Consider the following 20618-nt stretch of genomic DNA (forward strand, 5'->3'; position numbering starts at 1 on the left):
GAATTCATTCGCGAGGGGCCTGGGTATCCGATATATCTGCGTCGAATGTACGCCCCAATCGCGAATGAATTCGCTCCCACGGAACACTTCGACCTAACCACTCAAAAAACGCTCGGCACTGGCCGGGCGTTTTCGTCTCCGAGGATCAGCGCTTACTGGTGATACTGCGCCGACAGCTCGTGCACAGCGTTGATGAATGCGCCAGCGTTGGCCGGGTCGACTTCGGGGGTGATGCCATGACCGAGGTTGAAGACGTGGCCGGTTCCGCTGCCGTAGCTTTTGAGGATGTTGGCAACCTCCTGGCGGATGGCCTGGGGGTTTGCATAAAGCACGGTAGGGTCCATGTTGCCTTGCAGGGCCACTTTGTCGCCCACGCGGCGACGGGCTTCGCCGATGTCGCAGGTCCAGTCCAGCCCCAGGGCGTCGGCACCCGCGTCGGCGATGCTTTCCAGCCACAGGCCGCCGCCTTTGGTGAACAGGATCACCGGCACTTTACGGCCATCGTGCTCGCGAATCAGGCCGCCGACGATCTTGCGCATGTAGGCCAGGGAAAACTCCTGATATGCCGCCGCCGAGAGGCTGCCGCCCCAGCTGTCGAAGATCTGCACGGCTTGTGCGCCTGCCAGGATCTGGCCATTGAGGTATGCCGTGACCGACTGCGCCAGCTTGTCCAGCAGCAGGTGCATGGCTTGCGGGGTGTCGTACAGCATGGCCTTGGACTTGCGGAAATCCTTGGATGAGCCGCCTTCGACCATATAGGTCGCCAGGGTCCACGGGCTGCCGGAGAAGCCGATCAACGGCACACGGCCGTTCAGCTCGCGACGAATCGTGCTGACAGCGTCCATCACGTAGCCCAGATCCTTCTGCGGATCGGGAATTGGTAGGGCTTCGATGTCGGCCAGGGTGCTGACGGTTTTCTTGAAACGCGGGCCTTCGCCGGTTTCGAAATACAGGCCAAGGCCCATCGCATCGGGCACGGTCAGGATGTCGGAGAACAGAATAGCGGCGTCAAGCGGGTAACGCTCAAGCGGCTGTAGAGTGACTTCACAGGCGAACGCGGGGTTCATGCACAGGCTCATGAAATCCCCGGCCTTGGCGCGGCTGGCGCGGTATTCCGGGAGGTAGCGACCGGCCTGACGCATCATCCATACCGGCGTGACGTCTACAGGCTGCTTGAGCAGGGCGCGAAGGAAACGGTCGTTCTTCAGGGCAGTCATGTCGGCATCCGGAAAAAAAGTGCGGGCATTTTCTCAGACACCAACGCAAAAGGCACGGTCGGTGCCGTGCCTTTTATTTATCGGGTCGATTTGTCGCAGTGACTGCCGACCTGTGGGAGCCGGCTTGCTGGCGAAGACCACGACGCGGTTTTGTCTGAAATACCGCGTTTGGTTCGCCAGCCAGCCGGCTCCTACACAGTCCCGAGCTTTAATCAGACGCCCAGGTAATCCAGAATCCCCTCAGCCGCATTGCGGCCTTCGAAGATCGCTGTCACTACCAGATCAGAACCACGGACCATGTCGCCACCGGCGAAGATCTTCGGGTTGCTGGTCTGGTGCTTGAACTTGCCCTGCTCCGGCGCAACCACACGCCCCTGGCTGTCGGTCTCGATGCTGTGCTGCTCGAACCATGGCGCGGGGCTTGGGCGGAAACCGAAGGCGATGACCACGGCGTCGGCCGGGATGATTTCTTCGGAACCCGGAATCGGCTCAGGACTGCGACGGCCACGGGCATCAGGCTCGCCGAGACGGGTCTCGACCACCTTCACGCCTTCTACCTTGTCTTCGCCGACGATCGCGATTGGCTGACGGTTGTAGAGGAACTTCACCCCTTCTTCCTTGGCGTTCTTCACTTCCTTACGCGAGCCCGGCATGTTTTCTTCGTCGCGACGATAGGCACAGGTTACCGCTTTGGCGCCCTGACGAATCGACGTGCGGTTGCAGTCCATCGCCGTGTCGCCGCCACCGAGCACCACGACCTTCTTGCCTTTCATGTCGACGAAATCTTCCGGCGACTTTTCGAAACCCAGGTTGCGATTGACATTGGCAATCAGGAAATCCAGTGCGTCATGCACACCCGGCAGGTCTTCACCGGGGAAGCCCCCCTTCATGTAGGTGTAGGTGCCCATGCCCATGAACACGGCATCGTATTCCTGCAACAACTGCTCGACGGTGATGTCTTTGCCGATTTCGGTATTGAGGCGGAACTCGATACCCATGCCGGTGAAGACTTCGCGACGGTGGCTGAGCACACTTTTTTCGAGCTTGAACTCAGGGATACCGAAGGTCAGCAGGCCGCCTATTTCAGGGTTCTTGTCGAACACCACCGGCGTCACTCCACCGCGCACCAGCACGTCGGCGCAACCCAGGCCCGCCGGGCCTGCACCGATGATCGCCACGCGCTTACCAGTCGGCACCACGCGGGACATGTCCGGACGCCAGCCCATGGCGAAGGCGGTGTCGGTGATGTACTTCTCCACGGAACCGATAGTGACCGCACCGAAACCGTCGTTGAGGGTGCAGGCACCTTCGCACAGACGATCCTGCGGGCACACCCGGCCACAGACTTCCGGCAAGGTATTGGTCTGGTGCGACAGTTCGGCTGCGGCGAGAATATTGCCCTCGGACACCAACTTGAGCCAGTTGGGAATGAAGTTATGCACAGGGCATTTCCATTCACAGTACGGGTTGCCGCAACCCAGGCAGCGGTGAGCCTGATCGGCAGACTGCTGGGGTTTGAAAGGCTCGTAGATTTCCACGAACTCTTTCTTGCGTTGACGCAACAGTTTTTTCTTCGGATCTTTGCGCCCGACATCGATGAACTGGAAGTCGTTACTGAGACGCTCGGCCATTCTCTAGAACCTCTACACGACAGCCCCAGGCTATACCTGAAGCTGTAAGAATCATGTTCGCAGGCAAATCACGCACTGCCGTTAACTTGCGGCTTGAAGCTTGCCGCTCGCAGCTGCTTTTACTGCGGGTTCGCGCGGGTGCTGGACAACAGCGACTTCAAGCTTGCGGCTTTAGGCTTCACCAGCCAGAAGCGGCGCAGGTAGTCGTCCAGGTTTTCCCAGAGATTACGGCCCCACTCGCTATCGGTTTCTGCAACGTATTCGGCGAGCACGCGCTCCAGATGGCTGCGATAGGCTTCCATCGCTTCACCGCTGATGCGCTGGATTTCAACCAGTTCGTGGTTGACCCGGTCAACGAAGGTGTTGTCCTGGTCGAGCACATAGGCGAAACCACCGGTCATGCCAGAACCGAAGTTGTATCCGGTCTTGCCGAGTACGCACACAAAACCACCGGTCATGTATTCGCAGCAGTGATCACCGGTACCTTCCACAACAGTGTGGGCACCCGAGTTACGCACCGCGAAACGCTCGCCTGCGGTACCTGCGGCAAAAAGCTTGCCTCCGGTTGCGCCGTACAAGCAGGTGTTACCGATGATGGCGCTGTCCTGCGTCTTGAACGGGCTGCCTTTGGGCGGCACGATCACCAGCTTGCCAGCGGTCATGCCTTTACCGACGTAGTCGTTGGCGTCGCCTTCCAGATACATATTCAAGCCACCGGCGTTCCATACACCGAAGCTCTGACCGGCAGTGCCCTTGAAGCGGAAGGTCACCGGCGCTTCGTTCATGCCTTGGTTGCCGTGCAGCTTGGCGATTTCACCGGAAATACGCGCACCGATGGAGCGATCGCAGTTGCAGATTTGCAGTTCGTATTCGCCGCCAGCCTTGGACTCGATCGCCGACTTGGCCATCTCGACCATCTTCTCGGCCAGCAGGCCCTTGTCGAATGGCGGGTTGCGGTCGACCAGGCTGAATTGAGGCTTGTCAGCCGGGATGTGATCGCTGCCCAGCAGAGGCGTCAGGTCCAAATGCTGCTGCTTGGCGGTTTCGCCCGGCAGGATGTCCAGCAGGTCGGTACGGCCGATCAGCTCTTCCAGCGAACGCACGCCCAGCTTGGCCAACCACTCGCGGGTTTCCTCAGCCACATAGGTGAAGAAGTTGATCACCATGTCGACGGTGCCGATGTAATGGTCCTTGCGCAGCTTGTCGTTCTGGGTCGCGACGCCGGTGGCGCAATTGTTCAGGTGGCAGATACGCAGGTATTTGCAGCCCAGCGCGATCATCGGCGCAGTACCAAAACCGAAGCTCTCGGCACCAAGGATTGCGGCCTTGATCACGTCCAGACCGGTTTTCAGACCACCGTCGGTCTGCACCCGGACCTTGCCGCGCAGGTCGTTGCCGCGCAGGGTCTGGTGAGTTTCGGCCAGACCGATTTCCCACGGAGCACCCGCGTATTTGATCGACGACAGCGGCGACGCACCGGTACCACCGTCGTAGCCGGAGATGGTGATCAGGTCGGCGTAGGCCTTGGCCACACCGGCGGCGATGGTACCAACGCCCGCTTCTGCCACCAGCTTGACCGAAACCAGCGCCGCCGGGTTGACCTGCTTAAGGTCGAAAATCAGCTGCGACAAGTCTTCGATCGAGTAGATGTCGTGGTGCGGCGGAGGCGAAATCAGGGTTACGCCCGGCACTGCATAACGCAGCTTGGCGATCAGACCGTTGACCTTGCCGCCTGGCAGTTGACCGCCCTCGCCCGGTTTGGCGCCCTGGGCAACCTTGATCTGCAGCACGTCGGCGTTGACCAGGTACTCAGGGGTCACACCGAAACGGCCGGTGGCGATCTGCTTGATCTTGGAGCTGCGGATGGTGCCGTAGCGCGCCGGATCTTCGCCACCTTCGCCGGAGTTGGAACGCGCGCCCAGACGGTTCATCGCCTCGGCCAGCGCTTCGTGCGCTTCCGGCGACAGCGCGCCCAGCGAGATACCCGCCGAGTCGAAACGCTTGAGGATCGCTTCCAGCGGTTCGATGTCGTCAATCGACAGCGGCGTATCAAGTTCCCTGACCTTGAACAGGTCGCGGATCATCGACACCGGACGGTTGTCCACCAGCGCGGTGTATTCCTTGAATTTGCTGTAGTCGCCCTGCTGCACGGCGGCTTGCAACGTCGCCACCACATCAGGGTTGTAAGCGTGATATTCGCCGCCGTAGACGAACTTAAGCAGGCCGCCTTGCTGGATCGGCTTGCGCGGGCTCCAGGCTTCACCGGCCAGCGCTTTTTGTTCGTCTTCAATGTCAACGAAGCGCGCGCCCTTGATGCGGCTCGGCACACCGCGGAAGCTCAGCTCGCAGACTTCCTCGGACAGGCCAATGGCCTCGAACAACTGCGCACCGCGATACGAGGCGATGGTCGAGATACCCATCTTCGACAGGATCTTGAGCAGGCCCTTGGTGATGCCTTTACGGTAGTTTTTGAAGACTTCGTACAGGTCGCCCAGCACTTCGCCGGTGCGGATCAGGTCGCCCAGCACTTCGTAAGCCAGGAACGGATAGACCGCCGACGCACCGAAGCCAATCAGCACGGCAAAGTGGTGCGGGTCACGAGCCGTCGCGGTCTCGACCAGAATGTTGCTGTCGCAGCGCAGGCCTTTTTCGGTCAGGCGGTGGTGGACCGCGCCGGTGGCCAGCGAAGCGTGGATCGGCAGTTTGCCCGGCGCGATATGACGATCGCTGAGCACGATCTGCGTGCAACCGGAACGCACGGCTTCTTCGGCCTGGTCGGCGACGTTGCGCACCGCGGCTTCAAGCCCAGTGCTCTCGTCGTAGTTCAGGTCGATGATGGCGCGGTCGAAACCCGGACGCTCCAGGTTCATCAGCGAGCGCCACTTGGCCGGGGAAATGACCGGCGAGCTGAGGATCACGCGCGAGGCATGCTCTGGCGATTCCTGGAAGATGTTGCGCTCGGCGCCGAGACAGACTTCCAGCGACATGACGATGGCTTCGCGCAGCGGGTCGATAGGCGGGTTGGTGACCTGTGCGAACTGCTGACGGAAATAGTCGTAAGGCGTGCGTACACGACGCGACAGCACGGCCATTGGCGTGTCGTCGCCCATCGAACCCACGGCTTCCTGACCCTGCTCGCCCAGCGGGCGCAGGACCTGATCACGCTCTTCGAACGTGACCTGGAACATTTTCATGAATTGCTTGAGCTGATCCGGGTTGTAGAACGCCGAACCGTGATCGTGATCTTCCAGGGTCGCCTGAATGCGCAGTGCGTTCTTGCGCAACCACTGCTTGTACGGATGGCGCGACTTCAGGCGGCTGTCGATGGCGTCGGTGTCGAGGATCTGGCCGGTTTCGGTGTCCACGGCGAAAATCTGACCCGGTCCGACCCGCCCCTTGGCGATGACGTCTTGCGGGGTGTAATTCCACACGCCGATTTCCGACGCCAGGGTGATGTAGCCGTTCTTGGTGGTGACCCAGCGCGCCGGACGCAGACCGTTACGGTCGAGCAGGCAGACCGCGTGGCGGCCTTCGGTCATCACGATGCCAGCCGGGCCGTCCCACGGCTCCATGTGCATGGAGTTGAATTCATAGAACGCGCGCAGATCCGGGTCCATGGTTTCAACGTTCTGCCATGCAGGCGGCACGAGCATGCGCACGCCCCGGAACAGGTCGATGCCGCCGGTGACCATCAGCTCCAGCATGTTGTCCATGCTCGAAGAGTCGGAGCCCACGCGGTTGACCAGCGGGCCGAGTTCTTCCAGATCCATCAGGTCGTTGGTGAACTTGGTGCGACGGGCCTGTGCCCAGTTGCGGTTACCGGTGATGGTGTTGATCTCGCCGTTGTGGGCGAGGAAGCGGAACGGCTGAGCCAGCGGCCATTTCGGCAGGGTGTTGGTCGAGAAGCGCTGGTGGAACACGCAGATTGCGGTCTGCAGGCGCTCATCGTTGAGGTCTGGATAGAATGCCGTGAGGTCACGCGGCATCATCAGCCCTTTATAGATGATGGTCTTGTGCGAAAAGCTGCAGATGTAGTGGTCGGTATCAGCGGCGTTAGCCACCGATGAGCGGCGACGGGCACTGAACAGCTTGATCGCAAATTCCTGATCGCTCAGGCCTTCACCGCCGATGAACACCTGCTCGATCTTCGGCAGACGTTCCAGCGCCAAGCGGCCGAGGACGCTGGTGTCGACAGGCACCTCACGCCAGCCGACGAGGGTCAGGCCAGCAGCAAGAATTTCACGATTCATGTTTTCGCGGGCGGCTTCCGCCTTGGTGTCGTCCTGGTTGAGGAACACCATGCCCACGCAATACTGACGCGGCAATTCGACACCAAAGTGCTCTTGGGCCACGGCACGCAGGAACATGTCGGGTTTTTGAATCAACAGCCCGCAACCGTCACCGGTCTTGCCGTCGGCGTTGATCCCACCACGGTGGGTCATGCAGGTCAGGGCTTCGATAGCCGTCTGCAACAGGTGATGACTGGGCTCGCCTTGCATATGGGCGATCAGGCCGAAACCACAGTTATCCTTGAATTCTTCTGGATGGTACAGACCTGCTTTCATAGACACATTCTCACCAGGCTGCCCCTTATCGAGGCAAATTTCTTTTCAATTCAACCGCTTACCACCCACGCCGAACGTACGCCAGCTTTGCGGGAGCAAAAGGGAGGTCATTGTACACACCGACACAAAGGCTCACAAATTTAGCGACGAAACGCCGCAAATTTATGTCGCATTCATGAAAGGCTTTAAAACGTATCTCGTGCTAGCCAGAGCTTGGTTGCGAGTCTGACCAATGAGAGCCCGAAGTTCAATGAGTGCCTGAGACGCAGACACCGCAAGGCGCGCTGCTCATTGGCAGCACGCTCATGCGTGATTTTCGGGGGAGCTAACTGCGCGACCTGGATAAGGTCGCGGCGTCATCAGCGAGCTGCGGCAAGTTCCTGTTGGATACTGCCGACAGTACGAGGCCAAGGTTTACCAGCCTGAACCTTCGCTGGCAAGACTTTGATAGCGGCGAGGGCCGCGTTGCGGTCGGCAAAACTGCCGTAAGTCACCACATACAGAGGCTTGCCCTGCAGGGTTTTCTTGAAGTAGCGATATTCGGCGCCCTGCTCTTTCACGTAGTTCTGAGCCGTGGTTTCGGAGCTGGTGCCGAGAATCTGCACCACGTAGTGTGTCGGAGCTTGACCGGCATACCAGGTGCCGCCAGCCGAGGCAGCGGCAGCAGGAGCAGGTTTTTCAGCTGGCTTGGGCGCGGGCTTGGCGGTCGCGACCTGAGTCGGCGCCGGCGCTGGCTTGGCGGCAGGGGCCGGAGCAGGAACCGGTTTGGCCGCCGGGGCTGGCGCGGGACGTGGCGTCGGCACTTGCGTCTGCGCCATTCCCGGAGCAGGACCGGCAGCGGCACCGACAGGTGGTGCAGTGGTGGTCACGGTCGGCGGCTGCAGTGGCTGGTTGGCCGCTGGGCCGCCATCCTCACCATCGCCTTCGCCAGAACCTGCAGCCTCGGCCAGCGGACCGCGCATCACCGGTTGCGAGTTACCGACCAACGGTAGCGGCATTGGCTGCGAATTACCCGCGAACTCAATGGCCGGGCCGCCGTTGTTCGATTGCTGAGCAGGCGCCTGGCCTTGGCCCAGCGGCAATTGTGCCTGTGAGTTGGCCGGAGCCGTCGGCGCGCTGTTGCGCCCTGGAATCAACCATGCAGCGAGCACCGCTGCCACAACAACCCCACCCAAAGCCAACACGTGTTTCTTAGGCATTTTGAACCCCATACTTGGACGCTTTACCGCAGAGCGGCTGGCGATCATGGCTTCGATCATCGAGTCGCGCGCGACCTGGTTGATTGCGCCCGGCCATCCATTGGACTGTTCGTGAATATCGGTGATCTGCTCGGCGCTGAAGACTTCAATGCCTTGACCGGCGCCTTCCAGGCGCTGAGCCAGATACTCACGGGTTTCTTCTTCGGAATACGGTGCAAGCTCGATAACGTGGAAGCGTTCTTCTTCTGAACCGCTCTCGGCACACAGCTGATCCAGACGATCGATGATCGAAGCCTCGCCGAACAGGAAGACATGCGGGCGACCTTCCGGAGTGCCCGCCGCCAATCCCAACAACGCTTCGAGTGCGGATTCGCCAAGTTGTTCGGCATCGTCTACCAGGACATAGACTTCCTGGCCGGTCAGGGCCAGTTGCACGACCTGCGAAAGGATCGCGCGCATCTCCGGCTGAGCGACGTTCAACGCTTGCGCTACCTGACGCAGCACACCGGAGGCATCGCTTGCGCCGCGGGCGGAAACCACCACGCTTTGCACCGACTGCTTGTTGGTGCTGGCGACCAGCGCCTGGCGCAGCAGGGTCTTGCCGCTGCCGTGAGGACCGGTGACCAGCAGGAGCAACTGACTGTAGCGGGCCAGATGGTGCAGCTGTCCCAGCACCGGTTTGCGCTGGGCAGGGAAAAACTTAAAGCCCGGGACCCGCGTGGCAAAGGGGTCATGACTCAATTGATAGTGACCGAGGAAGGCCTCATCGGCGTGCAAACTAGTCATGGATTTCTCATTAACCTCTAAGCTGATCCACCAAGGCGCGGTAGTCCGCGACCAGTGTGGCCTGTAGTACTTCTCTTGGATATTCGTCGGTTACTACTGCTTCGCCCATGCGGCTCAGCAGCACCAGACGCAGACGACCATCGATCACCTTCTTGTCCACCGCCATGTGCTCGAGGAAATGCTCAGGCGTCATCTCTTCAGGCGGAACCACCGGCAACCCGGCGCGCTGAAACAGACGGATGCCACGATTGCGTTCCTGCTCGCTGATCCAGCCCAGGCGCGCCGACATCTCCAGCGCCATGACCGTACCTGCGGCGACGGCTTCACCATGCAGCCAGACCCCATAACCCATGTGGGTTTCGATGGCGTGACCGAAGGTGTGACCCAGATTCAACGTTGCCCGCACACCGGACTCCCGCTCATCGGCGCCAACCACGGCAGCCTTGGCCGCGCAGGAGCGCTCGATGGCGGTGGTCAACGTGGCCTGATCCAGACCGCGCAGCTTGTCCATGTTCTCTTCGAGCCATGTGAGGAACGGCTCGTCACATATCAGACCGTATTTGATGACCTCGGCAAGCCCGGCAGACAGCTCGCGTTCAGGCAGACTGTTCAGCGAAGTGGTGTCAATCAGCACGGCGTTGGGCTGATAGAACGCGCCAACCATGTTCTTGCCCAGCGGGTGGTTGATTCCTGTCTTGCCGCCGACGGACGAATCGACCTGAGACAGCAGTGTGGTGGGTACTTGAATGAAATCCACCCCGCGCTGATAACAGGCGGCCGCGAAACCGGCCATATCGCCGATCACACCGCCACCCAGCGCAATCACGGTCGTGCGACGATCGTGGCGCGCCGTCAGCAGGGCGTCGAAGATGAGCTGCAGGGTTTCCCAGTTCTTGAAGGCTTCGCCATCGGGAAGCACGATCGGCAGGACGTTGTAACCGGTCAGCGACTTGGTCAGGCGCTCGATGTAGAGCGGCGCGACAGTGCTGTTGGAAACGATCGCGACCTGTTTGCCGGCGATGTACGGCGTGAGCAACTCAGGCCGATCCAACAGGCCTTCGCCAATGTGAATCGGGTAGCTCCGCTCGCCAAGCTCGACCTTAAGTGTCTGCATGTGCCCCCACACTCTTATAACAATTGGATGCCTGTTCGACGCCAACGCGTTGATACGGACCACGGCGCAAGGCCATTTGGCGACCCTGCTTTTTATGGTCGCCGAGGATAGCGCATTTCCGTCTGCGCTTTAACGGGGAGGAAGCTCGGCCAACAGGGCGAGGATGTCAAGAACCACCATCCGGGGTGGCCGCTCATCGGTTTCTATGATGACATCGGCGATTTCCCGATAGAGCGGATCACGGATAGCCAGCAGCTCACGAAGCACACGAGCCGGATCTGCGGTACGCAAGAGAGGCCGGTTGCGATCGCGGGAGGTGCGCCCGACCTGCTGTTCCACGGAAGCATGCAGATATACCACACGTCCGCCCGCATGCAGGGCCCGCCGGTTCTCCTCACGCATGACCGCGCCACCACCGGTCGCGAGCACGACGCCATCAAGGGCGCAGAGCTCGGCGATCATGGCTTGCTCCCGATCACGAAAGCCCGCTTCGCCTTCCTTATCGAAGATCCAAGGGATATTGGCGCCCGTTCGCAGTTCGATTTCCTTGTCGGAATCCTTGAACGGCAGTCGAAGCTCTTTGGCCAGCAGACGACCGATGGTGCTTTTGCCAGCCCCCATCGGCCCCACAAGTATTAAATTTCGCACAGAATCAACGACTCACAGCAATCGCCTGGTTGTTCATGATACGCGGGGTGAGGAACACCAGCAGCTCGGATTTTGACTCACTGATCACATCCCGCCTGAAAAGGCGGCCAACATACGGCACATCGCCCAGAAATGGCACCTTGTCGACGACTTTATTCTGCGTATTGGAGAACACGCCGCCAATCACGATGGTTTCTCCGTCGGAAACCAATACCTTGGCGTTGACTTCGTTTTTCTTGATGGGGGGTACACCCAGCACCGTGTTGACGTAGTCAGGCTCATCCTTGGTGACCTTGACCTCCATGATGATGCGGTTGTCCGGGGTGATCTGCGGGGTCACTTCCAGGGACAGCGATGCCTCCTTGAACGACACGGAAGTCGCGCCGCTGGAACTGGCTTCCTGATACGGCACTTCCGTACCTTTCAGGATTTTCGCGGTTTCCTTGTCCGAGGTGACGACCTTGGGCTGAGAGACCACTTCGCCATTGCCGGTTTTTTCCATGGCCGTCAGTTCAAGATCGAGAATCGTGTTGTTGGTCAGGAAACCCAGCCCGATCGAGGACGTCGGGTTGGCCACGCCCATGTCCACGTATGGACCATTGGTGTTGCCGGCGCCGGTCACAGTGCCGTTGCCACCGGTGGTGAAGTTACCGCGGTTTGTAGAACCGCCCCAACGCACGCCCAGCGCCTTGTCATAGTCGACGTTGGCCTCCACGATACGCGCCTCGATCATCACCTGACGCACCGGAATATCCAGCTGCGAGACGATGCGACGCAGTTCGTCCAGGCGATCCTGGGTCTGGTAGGCAATGATGTTGTTGGTGCGCTCATCTACCGTGATCGAACCACGCTCATCAGCTTTCGAATCGGCGTTGGTCACGGACTGGAACAGCTTGGCTATGTCCGCGGCCTTGGCGTAGTTCACCTGCAGCAATTCGCGGCGCAACGGGGCAAGCTCGGAAATCTGCTTGAGCGATTCCAGTTCCTGCCGCTCGCGAGCCGCAATCTCGTCGGCCGGCGCGACCAGCAGTACGTTGCCAACCTTGCGCTTGTCCAGGCCCTTGGTCTTGAGCACCAGATCCAGCGCCTGATCCCACGGCACGTTCTGCAGACGCAGGGTAATGCCGCCCTGAACGGTATCACTGGCGACCAGGTTGAGGTTGGTGAAGTCGGCGATCAGCTGCAGCACCGAACGCACGTCGATATCCTGAAAGTTCAGCGACAGCTTCTCGCCGGTGTACACCAGTTTGTCCGCATTGCGACGCGCCACGTCTTCGTTGGTCAACGGCCTCACGCTGATGGTCAGCTTGTTGTCGGTCTGATAAGCCGAGTAATCGAATGCGCCGGACGGCTCGATGGAAATGCTCGCCTTGTCACCGCTGACGCTGGAATTGACGAACTGCACCGGGGTCGCGAAATCCTTCACATCGAGGCGTACGCGCAGTGGGTCAGGCAGTTGGGTCTTGGCAAAATCGACACGAATCTTGCCGCCCTGCTCCTGAATGTCCGGGGCGATACCGGCATCGCTCAACTCGATGACAACGTTGCCTTCACCCAGCTCGCCACGCTGGAAATCAACGTTCTTGACCGCTCTCGGACCTGGCGCATAAGACCGGGCAGCAGGCTTGGCCGCGGCGGAGCTGACCGATGCTGGCGGCACGCTCACGCGCGGCGCACCCTGGGCAGTGCTCGGTTGCGAGCCTTGCGCGGCTGTCGCCCCCTGCCCAACGACCACGAACAGGTTGTTGCCATCGACGCGGGAGCTATAAGGCGCCAACGTCGTCAGGTTGATGATCACGCGGGTGCGATCCTTGGCTTCGACCACCACCACACTGTGAGCGTTACCCGAACCCAGGTCGCGACTCTTGATCGCCAACTGGCTGGTGACGCCGGGCAGGTCCAGCGCAATGCGCGCCGGCTGCTCGGTGGTATAGCCGCGCGGGGCCGCCACCGGACCGTCGAAGGACAGTTTCAACTCGACCCGATCCCCCGGCAATGCGGCGACATCCAGCGTCTTGAGGTTGGCCGCCTGGAGAATCGGTGAAAGCATCGCCATCCATAGCGACACGCCGATAATCGAAAGAATCCTAGTCATGTTCACATTCCACCACTGTGCAGATCCGAAGGTGTATCGCTTGCTTGTCGTCTTCATGAGCGTTCTTTAAGGGAAATGCTGCGCGGCCGCTCCAGCCACGCCCCCTCTCCATCAGGAACGAGTTCGATCACCTGCACCTCGGATTCGGTGATGGAGACGATCCGGCCGTCGTTGCGGCCCAGATAATCGCCCACCTTGACCCGATGAACCCCACCGGCGCCGCGCAGCAAGGCGAACATACCGGTTTCGTTGCTCAGCGTACCGACCATTTCAAAGCCATCGATGTTGAAGCCTTCCAGGAACTGCTTGACCCTGGTCGGATCCGGCTGGACCAGATGCGAGCCTTTCTGGCGGGCAACCAAATCGACCTTGATCGGTGGCTGGAAAGGGCTACGCAAGCTCGCCGCTGCGTAAGTGAAGGCCTCGTAGGGACGAAATTTCGGCATCGGCTCGATATTGCCTACCGGTCGCGCGCGCACCCCGGCCATGAACTGCTTCAAGTCGTCGAACTCGTTGGAACTGTCGCAACCTGCCAACCCCATCAGCGCGGCGCCGATGCACAACCAATGCACCGCCCTCATTTCGCCCGTCCTTTGTTGTCAGTGTTCTGAAGCCCCTTATCGTTGTAGCGATAGGTCTTGGCGAGGATGCTCATGCGCAGTTTTCCAGGGGACTTGTCCACCGGTCTGATTTCGAAGTCGTGCAAGGTAACGATGCGCGGCAGGCTGGCCACGCCGCTGACGAAGGTCGCCAGGTCGTGATAAGCGCCGGTGACGGTGATCTGGATCGGCAATTCGATATAGAACTGCTGAGCGGCTTCAGGCAGAAGCTTGATTTCTTCGAACTCAAGCCCGCTGCCCAGGCCGGTACGGGTGATGTCTTCGAGCAGGCCAGGCACTTCGGTATCACTGGGCAACTGTCGCAGCAATGCGCCGAAGGTGTTTTCCATTTCCACCATCTGGGTCTTGTAGGCTGGCAGGTTGGCAGCCTGGAATGCCTTGTTGGAGAACTGCTCTCTCAACGTGGCTTCATCGTTGCGTGCCTGATCCAGCTGGGTCTGCATGTCCTGAATGTAGAAAAAGTATCCGCCTGCCAGCACCAGTACCAGCAGCAAGGCGCCGGCGATGGTCTTGACCGCGGCAGGCCAGGAACCCAGGTTATTGACGTCCAGATCGTTGATATCGATCTTGCGCAGGCTGTCCAGCCATTCACTCACATTCATGGCTTGGCTCCTTCAACCGCAGGTTGAGTCTGACGCACCGTCAGCTGGAAGGAATTGGACTGGTCAGCCGAACCGGCGGCGCTGTTGGCCTTCACTTCGGTAAGGCTCGGCGCCTCCATCCAGTCGGACGCTTCAAGATTACGCAGCAGATCCGACACCCGATTGTTCGACTCGGCGGCGCCGGAAATGCTGATCAGGTTGCCGGTCATCTTCACTTCGTTGAAATACACCCCGTCCGGCAGCGTGCGAGCCATCTGATCGAAGATGCGAGCAATGATCGGCCGGTTGCCTTGCAGGTCCTGAATGATCTTCATCCGCTCCAGCAGCTGTTTGCGCCGAGACTTGAGTTCGCTGATCTCCTTGATCCGCGCATCGAGCTGGACGATTTCAGTCTTGATGTATTGATTGCGAGCGTTCTGGTGACTGATCGCGCTGCTCAAATATTGATCGGCCAGAAGGATGGCGCCGATACCCGCGACCAATACGCCGGCCAGAGAAAGCAGGAAGCGCTTCTTGCGCTCTTCGCGTTGTTGTTCACGCCAGGGAAGTAAGTTGATCCGCGCCATCAGTCGAAGCTCCTCAACGCCAGACCGCACGCGATCATCAATGCAGGGGCATCACTGGCCAGCGCACCAGCGTTGACCTTGGCGCTCAAGGCCATGTCGGCAAACGGGTTGGCGACCATGGTCGGAGTGCCCAGGCGCTCCTGGATTAAGCGATCTAACCCGGCAATGGATGCCGTCCCGCCCGCCAGCATGATGTAGTCGACACGGTTGTACTGACCGGCGGCGAAGAAGAACTGCAAGGAACGAGAAACCTGCTGGACAACGGCGTCCTTGAACGGTTGCAGCACTTCCGTGGTGTAGTCGTCCGGCAAGCCGCCCTGCTTTTTCGCAAGGCCGGCCTCGCCCAGTGACAGGCCATAGCGGCGCTGGATTTCCTCGGTAAGCTGACGTCCGCCGAACAGTTGCTCGCGGGTATAGATGATGCGGCCGTTGTGCAGCACGCTGAGGGTGGTCATGGTGGCGCCGATGTCGATGACCGCCACGGTCAGTTGCTCGTGGTCCTGCCCCAACTGCGCCGACAACAGGCCGAAAGAGCGCTCCAGCGCGTAGGCCTCGACGTCAACCACCCGAGCCGTGAGGTTGGCGAGCGCCAACGCAGCTTCGCGGACTTCGACGTTCTCTTTGCGACAGGCGGCCAGCAGCACTTCGACGCGCTCGGGATTACGCGGCGAATAGCCCTGCACTTCGAAGTCGATGGCGACTTCTTCCAGCGGATAGGGAATGTACTGGTCGGCTTCGATCTTGAGCTGGTTTTCCATTTCGTCGTCGGAAAGGCCGGCATCCATCTCGATGGTCTTGGTAATGACCGCCGAACCGGCGACAGCAACCGCCGCGATTTTGACGTTTGTCTTGGCTTTGACCAGCACGCGCGTCAGCGCATTGCCGACTCCTTCCAGCTCGGCGATGTTCTTTTCGACCACCGCGTTGGCGGGCAGTGGCTCGACCGCGTAGGACTCGACTTTGTAGCGGGTGCCGGAACGACTTAGTTCAAGGAGCTTTACCGAGGTGGAGCTAATATCGATCCCTAGAAGGGTATTGGCCTTCTTACTGAAGAGTTCGAACACAACCGATTCCCTATGCGTTTCCGTCACTTACGGATATTTTTTTGTCCAACGCCACTGTCGGCAGCCTTGACAGTAGCGCAAATAACGCTTGGCGACGAAAAATGCTTATAATGCCCAGCGTTTTTTTCGTGTAGCAAAGCTTCAAGGCGTGTTCATTTGTAAATGCCTGCGCTTAACCCATTCTTTTTTCTGGAAATCCAAAAGCCTTGATACGCCTGCTGAAGTTTTTCTGGTGGTCCATTGTCGCTATCATCTGCGGGCTGCTGCTCGGTTTGAGCGGTGCCTTTCTCTACCTGTCGCCGAATCTGCCCTCGGTCGACGCTCTGCGCAATATCCAACTGCAAATTCCGCTGAGAGTCTTCAGCAGCGACGGCAAACTCATCGCAGAATTCGGCGAAATGCGCCGCTCTCCGATCCGTTTCGCCGACATTCCCCCCAATTTCATTCACGCCCTGCTATCTGCCGAAGACGATAACTTCGCCAATCACTATGGGGTGGACCCCGGCAGTCTGATGCGCGCCGCGAGCCAGCTGGTCAAAAGCGGTCACATTCAGTCCGGCGGTTCGACCATCACCATGCAGGTCGCCAAGAACTACTTCCTGACCAGCGAGCGCAGCTTTTCACGGAAAACCACCGAGATTCTTCTGGCCTTGCAAATCGAGCGCCAACTTACCAAGGACGAGATTCTCGAGCTTTACGTCAACAAAATTTATCTGGGCAACAGGGCTTACGGTATCGAGGCCGCGGCACAGGTTTATTACGGCAAATCCATTCGCGATCTGAGCGTCGCACAGATGGCGATGATCGCCGGCCTGCCCAAAGCACCGTCACGATTCAACCCGCTGGCCAATCCAGTGCGCGCCAAAGAGCGTCGGGACTGGATTCTGGGCCGCATGTTCAAACTGGGCAAGATCGATCAGAACACTTACCAGACCGCGCTCGCCGAGCCGATAAACGCCAGCTATCACGTCCAAAGCCCTGAAGTGAACGCGCCATACATCGCCGAAATGGCCCGCGCTGAAATGGTCGGCCGCTACGGCAGCGAAGCCTACACAGAAGGCTTCCGCGTCACCACTACTGTTCCGAGCGATCTTCAGGAAAACGCCAATCATGCGGTTCAGGAAGGCTTGATCGAATATGACCAGCGACATGGCTATCGCGGGCCTGAGAGCCGCTTCCCGGGCCTGACACGCGATGGCTGGGTGCAGGAACTGAGCAAACAGCGTCCGATCAGTGGTCTGGAGCCGGCAATCGTCAGCCAGGTGGACAAGACCGGCATCCACGTTCTGACCCGCAACGGCGATGAAGAAGAGACGGTCGCCTGGGACAGCATGAAGTGGGCCAAGGCATTCCTGAACACCAATAGCGTTGGCGCCAATCCGAAGCTGCCTTCCGATGTGGCGCACGTCGGCGACCTGGTGCGCGTGCAGCGTCAGGCTGACAATTCGCTCAAATTCAGCCAGATCCCGCAGGCGCAGAGCGCGCTGGTGTCGCTGGACCCTAAAAATGGCGCGATCCGAGCGCTGGTCGGCGGTTTCGCCTTCGAGCAGAGCAACTACAACCGCGCCATGCAGGCCAAACGTCAGCCGGGTTCCAGCTTCAAGCCGTTCCTTTATTCGGCGGCACTGGATAACGGCTACACCGCTGCAAGCCTGGTGAACGACGCGCCAATCGTGTTCGTCGACGAAGCCATAGACAAGGTCTGGCGTCCGAAGAACGACACCGGCACGTTCCTGGGCCCGATCCGTCTGCGCGAAGCGCTGTACAAGTCGCGCAACCTGGTGTCGATCCGCTTGCTGCAGAGCCTGGGGGTCAACACTGCGATCAACTACATCACCCGCTTCGGCTTCAACAAACAAGACTTGCCGCCCAACCTGTCGCTTGCGCTGGGTACCGCCACGCTGACGCCGATGGAAATCGTCAGCGGCTGGAGCACCTTTGCCAACGGCGGCTACAAGGTCAGCCCGTACCTTATCGACAAAATCGAAGATCGCGAAGGCAAGACACTGTTCGTCGCCAATCCGCCTACGGTTCCGGCCAACGACCCAAATCCCAAAGCAGTCAGCCAGACAGCCATCAGCGATGCCTCGACGTTCGCTGCGCCGGAAACACCGGCCCTGACCGCCAACACCGTGCCTAACGCGCTGGACACCAATGGCGCACCACCTGCGCCTGCAGTGGCAGAGCGCATCGTCGACGGTCGCACCACGTACATCCTCAACAGCATGTTGCAGGACGTCATCAAGCGCGGCACTGGCCGACGCGCATTGTCGATGAACCGCCCGGATATCGCGGGCAAGACCGGCACCACCAACGACTCGAAAGATGCTTGGTTCTCCGGCTACAACGGCGATTACGTGACCACTGTCTGGACCGGTTTCGATCAGCCGGAAAGTCTGGGACGTCACGAGTTCGGCGGCACCGTCGCGCTGCCGATCTGGATGAACTACATGAGTGCAGCGTTGAAGGACAAGCCACCACATGTCCAGGCCGAGCCGGATGGGATTCTCAGCCTGCGGATCGACCCGGTCAGCGGTCGCTCTGCTACGCCGAGCACAGCAGGGGCATTCTTCGAACTATTCAAAAGCGAAGACACGCCGCCAAGCGTGAACGAACTGAACGGCAGCCCCGCCCCTGGCAGCCCGTTGCCAGCGGATGAGTCGGCGCCGATCGACCTTTTCTGATGCAACGCGGACCTCTGTAGGAGCCGGCTTGCTGGCGAATGCGGTAGAGCAGTCATGAAGCCGTCGACTGACCCACCGCTTTCGCTGCCGTCGTAACCTCCGACGTCTCCTACAAGGACAGCCCTCCCACGCTGAAATACCGGTGACCTTCAAACCTGTAGGAGCCGGCTTGCTGGCGAATGCGGTAGAGCAGTCATGAAGCTGTCGACTGACCCACCGCTTTCGCTGCCGTCGTAACTTCCGACGTCTCCTACAAGGACAGCCCTCCCACGCCGAAATACCCGGCGACCTCCAAACCTGTAGGAGCCACCCTGCTTGCGAATACGCCACATCGGTCATGAAATTATCGACTGACCCGCCGCTTTCGCCAGCAAGCCAGCTCCTACGCTGTCAGCCAGAAGCAGGCATTAGCACTTAACGAGAGCACAAAAAAGCCCTGCATCTCTGCAGGGCTTTTTTTTATCGCGTTCAGCTATCAGCCGTTGAAGACTTGATCCACATCGGTCAGCGGATAGTGCTTCGGATACGGCAGGGTCGCCACGCCACTCTCGATGGCTGCCTTGGCAACGGCATCGGAGACGACGGTCAGCAGACGCACGTCCAGTGGTTTCGGGATGATGTACTCACGCCCGAACTCCAGCTTGGTACCGCCGTAAGCGTCGCAGATTTCCTCTGGCACCGGCAGTTTGGCCAGCTCACGCAGGGCGTTGGCAGCAGCGATTTTCATTTCTTCGTTGATGCGCTTGGCGCGAACATCCAAGGCGCCACGGAAGATGAACGGGAAGCCCAGCACGTTGTTGACCTGGTTCGGGTAGTCCGAACGGCCGGTCGCCATGATCACGTCGCTGCGGGTGGCATGCGCCAGCTCAGGGGAGATTTCCGGATCAGGGTTCGAGCACGCGAACACGATCGGGTTGGCGGCCATGGATTTCAGGCCGTCGGCGCTTAGCAGGTTCGGACCGGACAGACCGACGAACACGTCAGCACCGTCCAAAGCATCAGCCAGAGTGCGCTTTTCGGTCGCATGAGCGAATTGCGCCTTGTACTGGTTCAGATCGGAACGCTCGGAGTGAACCACGCCGTTACGGTCGATCATGAAGATGTTTTCGATCTTCGCGCCCATGCTCACCAGCAACTTCATGCAGGAGATGGCCGCAGCACCGGCACCCAGACAGACGATCTTCGCCGATTCCAGGGTTTTGCCAGCGATTTCCAGGGCGTTGATCATGCCGGCTGCGGTCACGATCGCGGTGCCATGCTGGTCGTCGTGGAAAACCGGGATGTCACATTGTTCGATCAGCGCCTTTTCGATTTCGAAGCACTCAGGTGCCTTGATGTCTTCCAGGTTGATGCCGCCGAACGTGATGGAAATACGCTTCACGGTGTCGATGAAGGCTTGGGGGCTTTCCGAATCGACTTCGATGTCGAACACGTCGATACCCGCGAAACGTTTGAACAGAACACCCTTGCCCTCCATCACCGGCTTGGACGCCAGCGGGCCGAGGTTGCCCAGACCGAGGATCGCGGTGCCATCAGAGATGACCGCTACCAGGTTGCCTTTGCCGGTGTACTTGTAGGCCAGTTCAGGATCTCGGCCGATTTCACGCACCGGCTCGGCAACGCCCGGGCTGTAAGCCAGGGACAGATCGCGGGCGGTGGCGGTGGCTTTGGTGAGTTCGACGCTCAGTTTCCCAGGGCGAGGGTTGGCGTGATATTCGAGCGCGGCAGTTTTCAAATCTGACATGGGGGCATTCCGCTTTTTTGCTGTTGGACAGACGGACGAACGAGCATACGCAAGTCAGAAAGTCCTAACAAGACTGCCGAGTC

General features: G+C 59.7%; 13 protein-coding genes. 1 reads left to right on the top strand and 12 read right to left on the bottom strand.

What is annotated here, in order from left to right; all coding sequences use genetic code 11:
- Positions 1 to 152: 152 nt before the first annotated feature.
- The 11 genes from hemE to ACRER8_RS21835 all read right to left on the bottom strand — a co-directional run bounded on the left by hemE (position 153) and on the right by ACRER8_RS21835 (position 16107).
- Positions 153 to 1217 (bottom strand): uroporphyrinogen decarboxylase, encoded by a 1065-nt coding sequence (hemE, locus tag ACRER8_RS21785; RefSeq protein WP_431748258.1) that lies wholly within the window; start codon positions 1215 to 1217, stop codon positions 153 to 155.
- Between the two features lie 212 nt (positions 1218 to 1429).
- Positions 1430 to 2848, bottom strand: a complete 1419-nt coding sequence (locus tag ACRER8_RS21790) for an FAD-dependent oxidoreductase (RefSeq protein WP_341960471.1) — start codon at positions 2846 to 2848, stop codon at positions 1430 to 1432.
- 119 nt (positions 2849 to 2967) lie between these two features.
- Positions 2968 to 7413 (bottom strand): glutamate synthase large subunit, encoded by a 4446-nt coding sequence (gltB, locus tag ACRER8_RS21795; RefSeq protein WP_431748259.1) that lies wholly within the window; start codon positions 7411 to 7413, stop codon positions 2968 to 2970.
- A gap of 359 nt (positions 7414 to 7772) precedes the next feature.
- Positions 7773 to 9398 carry an AAA family ATPase gene (locus ACRER8_RS21800; protein WP_431748260.1) on the bottom strand — a complete coding sequence of 542 codons (1626 nt, stop codon included), beginning with the start codon at positions 9396 to 9398 and terminating at the stop codon, positions 7773 to 7775.
- 10 nt (positions 9399 to 9408) lie between these two features.
- A complete protein-coding gene (aroB, locus tag ACRER8_RS21805; protein WP_431748261.1) occupies positions 9409 to 10512 on the bottom strand; it encodes a 3-dehydroquinate synthase in 1104 nt (367 codons plus the stop codon).
- A 129-nt stretch (positions 10513 to 10641) separates the two neighbouring features.
- Positions 10642 to 11160 carry a shikimate kinase AroK gene (aroK, locus tag ACRER8_RS21810; RefSeq protein ID WP_062379218.1) on the bottom strand — a complete coding sequence of 173 codons (519 nt, stop codon included), beginning with the start codon at positions 11158 to 11160 and terminating at the stop codon, positions 10642 to 10644.
- 4 nt (positions 11161 to 11164) lie between these two features.
- A complete protein-coding gene (gene pilQ / locus ACRER8_RS21815; RefSeq protein WP_431748262.1) occupies positions 11165 to 13255 on the bottom strand; it encodes a type IV pilus secretin PilQ in 2091 nt (696 codons plus the stop codon).
- A gap of 53 nt (positions 13256 to 13308) precedes the next feature.
- Positions 13309 to 13836 (bottom strand): type 4a pilus biogenesis lipoprotein PilP, encoded by a 528-nt coding sequence (gene pilP / locus ACRER8_RS21820; protein ID WP_431748263.1) that lies wholly within the window; start codon positions 13834 to 13836, stop codon positions 13309 to 13311.
- Positions 13833 to 14477: a type 4a pilus biogenesis protein PilO gene (gene pilO, locus ACRER8_RS21825; protein ID WP_431748264.1), complete on the bottom strand. Its 645-nt coding sequence runs from the start codon at positions 14475 to 14477 to the stop codon at positions 13833 to 13835. The genes pilP and pilO overlap by 4 nt, the downstream gene beginning before the upstream one ends.
- The gene (locus ACRER8_RS21830; RefSeq protein WP_431748265.1) at positions 14474 to 15043 is read right to left on the bottom strand and encodes a PilN domain-containing protein; all 570 of its coding nucleotides are present in this window, start codon (positions 15041 to 15043) and stop codon (positions 14474 to 14476) included. Before ACRER8_RS21830 ends, pilO begins: the two co-directional genes overlap by 4 nt.
- Complete coding sequence (locus ACRER8_RS21835; RefSeq protein WP_431748266.1) at positions 15043 to 16107, bottom strand: pilus assembly protein PilM; 1065 nt, start codon at positions 16105 to 16107, stop codon at positions 15043 to 15045. The genes ACRER8_RS21830 and ACRER8_RS21835 overlap by 1 nt, the downstream gene beginning before the upstream one ends.
- Before the next feature lie 209 nt (positions 16108 to 16316).
- Between ACRER8_RS21835 and ACRER8_RS21840 the strand changes: the two genes are divergently transcribed.
- On the top strand, positions 16317 to 18791 hold the full coding sequence (locus ACRER8_RS21840) for a penicillin-binding protein 1A (RefSeq protein WP_431748275.1): 2475 nt from the start codon (positions 16317 to 16319) through the stop codon (positions 18789 to 18791).
- Between the two features lie 475 nt (positions 18792 to 19266).
- Here the strand turns inward: ACRER8_RS21840 and ACRER8_RS21845 are convergent, their stop codons facing one another.
- Positions 19267 to 20535 carry a malic enzyme-like NAD(P)-binding protein gene (locus tag ACRER8_RS21845; protein ID WP_431748267.1) on the bottom strand — a complete coding sequence of 423 codons (1269 nt, stop codon included), beginning with the start codon at positions 20533 to 20535 and terminating at the stop codon, positions 19267 to 19269.
- Between the last annotated feature and the right edge of the window lie 83 nt (positions 20536 to 20618).

The organism is Pseudomonas sp., from assembly GCF_050739935.1.
Classification (GTDB): Bacteria; Pseudomonadota; Gammaproteobacteria; order Pseudomonadales; family Pseudomonadaceae; genus Aquipseudomonas.